The 5,579-nt window shown below is 53.9% G+C and carries 7 protein-coding genes; 3 read left to right on the top strand and 4 right to left on the bottom strand.

The features are described from left to right. Nucleotides 1-179: 179 nt before the first annotated feature. Together HMPREF3066_RS07040 and tpx are read left to right on the top strand one after the other, a co-directional pair. On the top strand, nucleotides 180-554 hold the full coding sequence (locus tag HMPREF3066_RS07040; protein WP_070441524.1) for an Mth938-like domain-containing protein: 375 nt from the start codon (nucleotides 180-182) through the stop codon (nucleotides 552-554). Nucleotides 555-694: 140 nt separating this feature from the next. After that, a complete protein-coding gene (gene tpx / locus HMPREF3066_RS07035) occupies nucleotides 695-1,189 on the top strand; it encodes a thiol peroxidase (RefSeq protein WP_070441520.1) in 495 nt (164 codons plus the stop codon). Between the two features lie 68 nt (nucleotides 1,190-1,257). Here tpx and HMPREF3066_RS13135 read toward each other — a convergent pair whose 3' ends face one another. The 4 genes from HMPREF3066_RS13135 to HMPREF3066_RS07020 all read right to left on the bottom strand — a co-directional run bounded on the left by HMPREF3066_RS13135 (nucleotide 1,258) and on the right by HMPREF3066_RS07020 (nucleotide 4,251). Continuing rightward, nucleotides 1,258-1,422, bottom strand: coding sequence for a hypothetical protein (locus HMPREF3066_RS13135; protein WP_003742700.1), 165 nt, complete (start codon nucleotides 1,420-1,422; stop codon nucleotides 1,258-1,260). Beyond that, nucleotides 1,422-2,327, bottom strand: a complete 906-nt coding sequence (gene hemF, locus HMPREF3066_RS07030) for an oxygen-dependent coproporphyrinogen oxidase (protein ID WP_070441517.1) — start codon at nucleotides 2,325-2,327, stop codon at nucleotides 1,422-1,424. The genes HMPREF3066_RS13135 and hemF overlap by 1 nt, the downstream gene beginning before the upstream one ends. 163 nt (nucleotides 2,328-2,490) lie before the next feature. Beyond that, complete coding sequence (glyA, locus tag HMPREF3066_RS07025) at nucleotides 2,491-3,741, bottom strand: serine hydroxymethyltransferase (RefSeq protein ID WP_003756352.1); 1,251 nt, start codon at nucleotides 3,739-3,741, stop codon at nucleotides 2,491-2,493. Between the two features lie 132 nt (nucleotides 3,742-3,873). Further along, on the bottom strand, nucleotides 3,874-4,251 hold the full coding sequence (locus HMPREF3066_RS07020) for a hypothetical protein (protein WP_049226202.1): 378 nt from the start codon (nucleotides 4,249-4,251) through the stop codon (nucleotides 3,874-3,876). Nucleotides 4,252-4,386: 135 nt separating this feature from the next. On the opposite strand from HMPREF3066_RS07020, the gene HMPREF3066_RS07015 reads away from it, so the two are divergent. After that, nucleotides 4,387-5,544 (top strand): sugar transporter, encoded by a 1,158-nt coding sequence (locus HMPREF3066_RS07015; protein WP_003756355.1) that lies wholly within the window; start codon nucleotides 4,387-4,389, stop codon nucleotides 5,542-5,544. Nucleotides 5,545-5,579 lie beyond the last annotated feature (35 nt).

Raw genomic sequence — 5,579 nt, 5'->3', positions numbered from 1 at the left:
CGTACTGGTTTAAAGTTAATCCACTATAATGCTGATTTTGCAAGGGCGGAAGACGCAGGCTAAAGTCGCCCATCCTACCTGAAATTGCCTGATTTTGCACCTTTTTTACGGAACGCGGCGAAAGGGCGGGAAGCCTGTTTGAAATTGATATATTAAGCCGAGAAAGAAACGGAAGAAAAATGCTGATTGAAGAAAACAAAACCGATGAAACCCTAAGCCTGACCGCTTATCGGGCGGGCGCAATCGAAGCGGGCGGCAAAACCTACACCGCGCCCATCATCTGGCGCAACGGCAAAATCGAAGCAATGAAGGCGCAAACACCGTCCGAGCTGACTGCCGCCGACCTGTTTCAGACGACCTCAGATTTAGATGATTTGCCCGAAGTCATCATCATCGGCACAGGAGAGAAGCAGCAGTTCCTCCATCCGAAAATCGCCGCCGAACTTGCCGCACACGGCATCGGGTTGGAATGTATGAACACAGCCTCCGCCTGCCGCACGCTGGTGTTGCTGCAAGGCGAAGGGCGCAGCGTTTGGGCTTGGCTATGGGTGTGAACGGGCATGACAAAGGTCGTCTGAAAATTTTAGACGACCTGTTTTGAGCATATCGCCTTTAATTATGTATCGCTTGGCAAATAGATAAAAACCTTCTATCCTCGTCAATATTTTTCGTCAACCTAAAAAAGGAAACCCTTATGGCTCAAATTACCTTCCACGACAACCCTGTCCATACTTCCGGCGACCTGCCCGCTGTCGGTCAAACCGCGCCTGCATTCAACCTGACCGCTGCCGACCTGTCCGACAAAACTTTGGCGGATTTTGCGGGCAAACGCAAAGTATTGAACATTTTCCCGAGCGTCGACACCGGCGTGTGCGCCCAATCCGTGCGTACATTTAACCAACGCGCGTCTTCTTTGGACAACGCGGTTGTGCTGTGCATTTCAGCCGATTTGCCGTTTGCCCAAGCGCGTTTCTGCGGTGCGGAAGGTTTGGACAATGTTGTGAACTTGTCTACATTCCGCAGCAGCTTTGCCGCCGATTACGGCGTCGCCCTGACCGACAGCCCGTTGCGCGGTCTGACTGCGCGTGCCGTTGTGGTTTTGGACGAAAACGACAAAGTCCTGCACAGCGAACTGGTTGCCGAAATCGCCAACGAGCCTGATTACGACGCGGCTTTGGCTGTTTTGTAAACAAGGGGTTTAAAGCTGAAAAAGGTCGTCTGAAAAGTTTCAGACGACCTTTTGTCCTTCTTCCTAAACTATTTTGCAGGCGGCTTCAATTCAAACACTTCGGGATGCGCCTTAAAATATTCTACGGCGATAAATCCGCCGCCGATGATGATCACCAGGAACACCGCCATGACAATCATGGCAAGGATGAATTTGTCCGAAGGATGAGCATCGGGCTTTTGTTTATCCGCCATTATTTCATCTCCGAGAGCCAGTCGCGGGCGGTGAGAAACTCGTTCAGCCGCGCTTCGGGCGAACCTTCTTCCGGCGCGTATTGATACTCGAAGCGCACCAAAGGCGGCATGGACATCAAAATGCTTTCCGTGCGTCCGCCGCTTTGCAGGCCGAACAGCGTGCCCCTGTCCCAAACCAAATTAAATTCTACATAACGCCCGCGCCGGTAAAGCTGGAAATCGCGCTCGCGTTCGCCGTATGGCGTGTTTTTGCGTTTCGCCACAATCGGCAGATACGCCTCAATATAGCCTTCGCCGACTGCCTTGATGAAATTCAGACATATGTCGAAATCCCAACGGTTCAAATCGTCGAAAAACAAACCGCCCACGCCGCGCGTTTCGCCGCGGTGTTTCAGGTAAAAATACTCGTCGCACCATTTTTTGAACTCGGGATAAACCGCTTCCCCAAACGGCGCGCACACGTCCCGCGCCACCGTGTGCCAATGCAAAATATCTTCTTCAAACGGATAAAACGGCGTCAAATCAAAGCCGCCGCCGAACCACCACACAGGCTCGCCGCCTTCCGGATACGCGATAAAAAAGCGCACGTTCGCATGGCTGGTCGGCACATACGGATTTTTCGGATGAATCACCAGCGACACACCCATCGCTTCAAACGCCGCGCCCGCCAGTTCAGGGCGGTGCGCCGTCGCCGAAGCGGGCATTTTGTCGCCTTTCACGTGCGAAAAGTTCACGCCCGCCTGCTCGAATACCGCGCCGTTTTTCAACACGCGGGTTTCGCCTACGCCCAATTTGCCCGTCCATTCTTCACGCGCAAACACCGCCCCGCCGTCTTCTTGCTCAAGCGCGGCGCAGATTTGGTTTTGCAGGTTTTTCAATACGGTTAAAACGGCTTCGGTGTGCATGGGTATTCCTTGCTTTTATGATGAGACAGAGTTCGTCGGGTTGATGAGAGAATTTAATTCGGTATTGTAGTCTGAAATGAGAAATTAAGGTCGTCTGAAAACCCTTTTTCAGGATTTTCAGACGACCTTTCCGTTTTACACAATGCTTAAACGGGCAAGCGGATTATGCGCCGTAAACGGGGTATTTGTCGCAAAGTGCGGTGATTTGCTTGCGGACGTTTGCCAGATTCGCTTCGTCTTCAGGATTTGCCAAAACGTCGGCAACGAGGTTGGCGAGGACTCGGGCGTCGGCTTCGTTAAATCCGCGCGTGGTCATGGCGGCGGAGCCGATGCGGATGCCGGAGGTAACGAACGGTTTTTCCGGGTCGTTGGGGATAGCGTTTTTGTTGACAGTGATGTTTGCTTTGCCCAATGCGGCTTCGGCGGCTTTGCCGGTGATTTTCATCGGTTGTAGGTCAACGAGGAAAACGTGGCTTTCGGTGCGGCCGGAAACGATGCGCAAACCGCGTTTGACCAATTCTTCCGCCATCGCTGCGGCGTTGATTTTCACCTGTTTCGCGTATTGTTTGAACTCGGGTTGCAGGGCTTCTTTGAACGCAACGGCTTTGGCGGCGATGACGTGCATCAGCGGGCCGCCTTGCAGGCTTGGGAAGATGGAAGAGTTCAACGCTTTTTCATGCGTGTTGTCGCGGCACAAAATCACGCCGCCGCGCGGGCCGCGCAGGGTTTTGTGGGTGGTGGTGGTCACGAAGTCGCAGAATGGGACGGGGTTGGGGTATTCGCCGCCGGCAATCAGACCTGCGTAGTGCGCCATATCGACAAAGAGGTAGGCACCGACTTTGTCGGCGATTTCGCGGAATTTCGCCCAGTCGATTTGCAGGGCGTAGGCAGATGCGCCGGCAACGATCATTTTGGGTTTGTGTTCGAGCGCGAGACGTTCGACTTCGGCGTAATCGAGGACTTCGTTTTCATCCAAGCCGTAGGTAATGGCGTTGTAGAGTTTGCCGGAAATGTTGACGCTGGCGCCGTGGGTCAGGTGTCCGCCGTGGGCGAGGCTCATGCCTAGGATGGTGTCGCCGGGTTTGAGGACGGAGGCGTACACGGCTTGGTTGGCTTGGGAGCCGGAATGGGGTTGGACGTTGGCGTATTCTGCACCGAAGAGTTCTTTGACGCGGTCGATTGCCAGCTGTTCGACGATATCGACGTATTCGCAGCCGCCGTAGTAGCGTTTGCCGGGGTAGCCTTCGGCGTATTTGTTGGTCAATTGCGAACCTTGTGCCTCCATCACGGCGCAACTGACGTAGTTTTCGGAAGCAATCAGTTCGACGTGGTCTTGCTGGCGTTGGTCTTCTTGGGCAATGGCGGCTGCCAGCTCCGGATCATATTGGGCTAGGTTGACGCTTTTTGAAAACATCTTCTCGACTCCTTTGTCGGTTGGGAAACGGGGATTGATAAGTGTTGAACAATGTACCAAATCGGTTTGGATTGTCAACGATTTTATCTTTCAGACGACCCCTTTGCTGCTTGGAGGGTCGTCTGAAAAGTTTTATTTGAACAGATTGTCTTGTTTCAAATGAAATTCGATTTTTTCGAGCAGGGCTTCGAGGTCGGTCTCGGCTTGGGCGGCGGCGAGGTTTTTGCCCAACTCCTCCAAAGCCAGCGCATCGAGCCTGCGGCGTTCGAGTTTGCGCGCTTCTTCGTTGAAGATTTTGATGTTGTCGGGCAGGACAAGCGGCGGCACGCTGCCGTCGGTCGTATAGAACGCTTCATCCGCAAACACGAACCCCTCCGGCAAGGCGGGCGCATTGTCGTAGTCGGCATCGTTGACCGGCATCCACTCGGAATGCTGTTCCAACAGGATGAATTGCCCGTTCATGCCGTAAATGTGGGCAAAACGGGAGAGCTTGGGGCGTTTGGTGTTCATGCAAAGATTGTATGCCGATGATGCGGGAGCGTCTAGGGTGGAAATTTGTGTCGTCGCAGTAGGAAGGTCGTCTGAAAGTAGTATAATTACAGATTCGATAAAATCTTGAAGACAAATATAAAAAGGGAAACCCCAATGTCAGCAAACACAAACAAGCAATGGTTAAGCGTCATCGCCCTGGCGGTCGGCGCATTCATTTTCAACACCACCGAATATATCCCGATTGCCCTATTGAGCGACATCGGTGCGACCTTCAATATGCCGCCGACCGAAGTCGGCATCATGATTACCGTGTATGCGTGGATTGTCGCGCTGCTGTCACTGCCGCTGATGCTGGTAACGAAAAACATCGAACGCCGAAAGCTGCTGCTCATCCTCTTCGCGTTCTTTACCCTCAGCCACATCGTTTCCTATTTCGCCCGAAGTTTCGAAATCTTGCTCGTCAGCCGTATCGGCATCGCCCTGACGCACGCCGTGTTTTGGTCGATTACCGCCTCGCTGGCGGTACGTGTCGCGCCGCAGGGTAAAGGCAATCAGGCTTTGGGGCTGCTCAGTACGGGGACGGTCATGGCGATGGTGGCGGGCATCCCGCTGGGGCGTGTTATCGGGCAACATTCAAGCTGGCAGTTCAGCTTTTTGCTTATCGGACTTTGCGCGGCGGCAGTCATGGGCATATTGGCGAAAAACCTGCCGCTGCTGCCCAGCGTAAACACAGGTTCGCTCAAAAGCCTGCCCGGATTGCTCAAGCGCAAAAACCTCATGCTGCTCTACGCGCTGACCGTTCTCCTGATTACCGCCCACTTTACGGCATACAGCTATATCGAACCCTTCGTCCTGCAAGCCGGCGGCTTCGCGCCCGAACAAGTGACCATCGTCTTGAGCCTGTACGGGCTGGCGGGGTTTGCCGCGTCGTATCTGTTCGGCAAATGGTTTGCCAAACACCAGCGCGCATTCCTGATGACCTCGGTATCCGTCATTATGGCTTCAACGCTCTGCCTGCTGCCCCTTGCCGCTTACCCGATAGCCGTTTACGCGCTGGTGTTTGTCTGGGGTATCGCCATCGTCGTCTTGAGCCTCGGCATGGTCTCCAAAGTATTGGACTTTGCCTCGGATGCGACGGATGTAGCCAACTCGATTTACTCAGGCCTCTACAACGTCGGCATCGGCGGCGGCGCGCTTTTGGGACATTACGTTACCGTGTGGGCGGGCATTTCCAACATCGGCTTTGCTGCCGCAATCTTGGCAGCGGCAGGATTGGGCGTGTGTCGGATGTTGGTTGAGATGCGGAAATAAGGGGGGTGGCGGATTCGCATTTGAAGTGCAACTTT

This window comes from Neisseria sp. HMSC03D10, assembly GCF_001807625.1.
GTDB classification, from domain to species: Bacteria; Pseudomonadota; Gammaproteobacteria; order Burkholderiales; family Neisseriaceae; genus Neisseria; species Neisseria mucosa.
This window is presented reverse-complemented; position numbering and strand designations above follow the sequence as displayed.

What these genes read in the sequence shown, in the direction of transcription:
- HMPREF3066_RS07040 (WP_070441524.1), top strand. Translation starts at nt 180, where the DNA reads ATGCTGATTGAAGAAAACAAAACCGATGAAACCCTAAGCCTGACCGCT.
- tpx (WP_070441520.1), top strand. Translation starts at nt 695, where the DNA reads ATGGCTCAAATTACCTTCCACGACAACCCTGTCCATACTTCCGGCGAC.
- HMPREF3066_RS13135 (WP_003742700.1), bottom strand. Translation starts at nt 1,422, where the DNA reads ATGGCGGATAAACAAAAGCCCGATGCTCATCCTTCGGACAAATTCATC.
- hemF (WP_070441517.1), bottom strand. Translation starts at nt 2,327, where the DNA reads ATGCACACCGAAGCCGTTTTAACCGTATTGAAAAACCTGCAAAACCAA.
- glyA (WP_003756352.1), bottom strand. Translation starts at nt 3,741, where the DNA reads ATGTTTTCAAAAAGCGTCAACCTAGCCCAATATGATCCGGAGCTGGCA.
- HMPREF3066_RS07020 (WP_049226202.1), bottom strand. Translation starts at nt 4,251, where the DNA reads ATGAACACCAAACGCCCCAAGCTCTCCCGTTTTGCCCACATTTACGGC.
- HMPREF3066_RS07015 (WP_003756355.1), top strand. Translation starts at nt 4,387, where the DNA reads ATGTCAGCAAACACAAACAAGCAATGGTTAAGCGTCATCGCCCTGGCG.